This is a genomic window from Bradyrhizobium sp. MI1.7, from assembly GCF_055811795.1.
This window is the reverse complement of record NZ_JBVVPO010000240.1, coordinates 1-656: the sequence shown is the minus strand read 5'-3', so window position 1 is coordinate 656 and position 656 is coordinate 1. Positions and strand designations below refer to the sequence as shown.

General features: G+C 64.0%; 2 protein-coding genes. Both read right to left on the bottom strand.

Going from position 1 to position 656, the window contains the following annotated elements:
* Positions 1-129 (bottom strand): IS66 family insertion sequence element accessory protein TnpB (gene tnpB, locus AC0L3X_RS47345; RefSeq protein ID WP_473317646.1); only part of this gene is annotated, 129 nt, incomplete at its 3' end.
* A gap of 17 nt (positions 130-146) precedes the next feature.
* Positions 147-569, bottom strand: coding sequence for an IS66-like element accessory protein TnpA (gene tnpA, locus AC0L3X_RS47340; protein WP_439034127.1), 423 nt, complete (start codon positions 567-569; stop codon positions 147-149).
* Between the last annotated feature and the right edge of the window lie 87 nt (positions 570-656).

The window sequence follows — 656 nt, the reverse complement described above, 5'->3', positions numbered from 1 at the left end:
AGCGCGCTTCGCACGGAAGACCACCGCCACGCCCTTCATCGGATCGTGGCCCAGCGTCTCCTTCGCCAACAGCGCCAGGCCATCTGCGCCCTTCCTGAAGTCTACAGGTCGGGTCGCAACATAAATCATGAGGCCAGCGGGAGCCGTCAGCATGAACGTGTCCGGCGCAACGCAACAAACACATCACTCAACACAGCAAGGCCAGGCGTCCCTCGCACCTCAACTCGTGCCCCATGGAGCTCAACCGTCACAACGGCTGCTTCCGGCGACCCGGAGGGAGCTGCAACCACCGATGGCGACGATTCCGACACCAACGGCACAAACGACAGTGCTCCCCCCGCAGCTGGCAGCACCAGTTGACCTGAACGCGCCCGGCGCCGCCAGTCATGCACCTGCTGGGGCCGGCAGCCATGGCGACGTGCGACATCTGTTACGATCGCGCCCGGCTCGAGACTGTCCGCGACGATCTGCGCCTTCAAATCATCTGGCCACTGTTTCCGGCCGCCGCCGGCGTACACTTCTATGCGCGGTGACAACGGTCGTCTTATGTCGTCCGAATGGTCGTCCATTGTGAGCACCCTGAGCTATCGCCAAATTTTGGTGACGGCCGGGGCCGGTCAGGCGGCGGCGGTTGTGGGCTGACGGTCGGTCGGCTT

What these genes read in the sequence shown, in the direction of transcription:
- tnpA (WP_439034127.1), bottom strand. Translation starts at nt 569, where the DNA reads ATGGACGACCATTCGGACGACATAAGACGACCGTTGTCACCGCGCATA.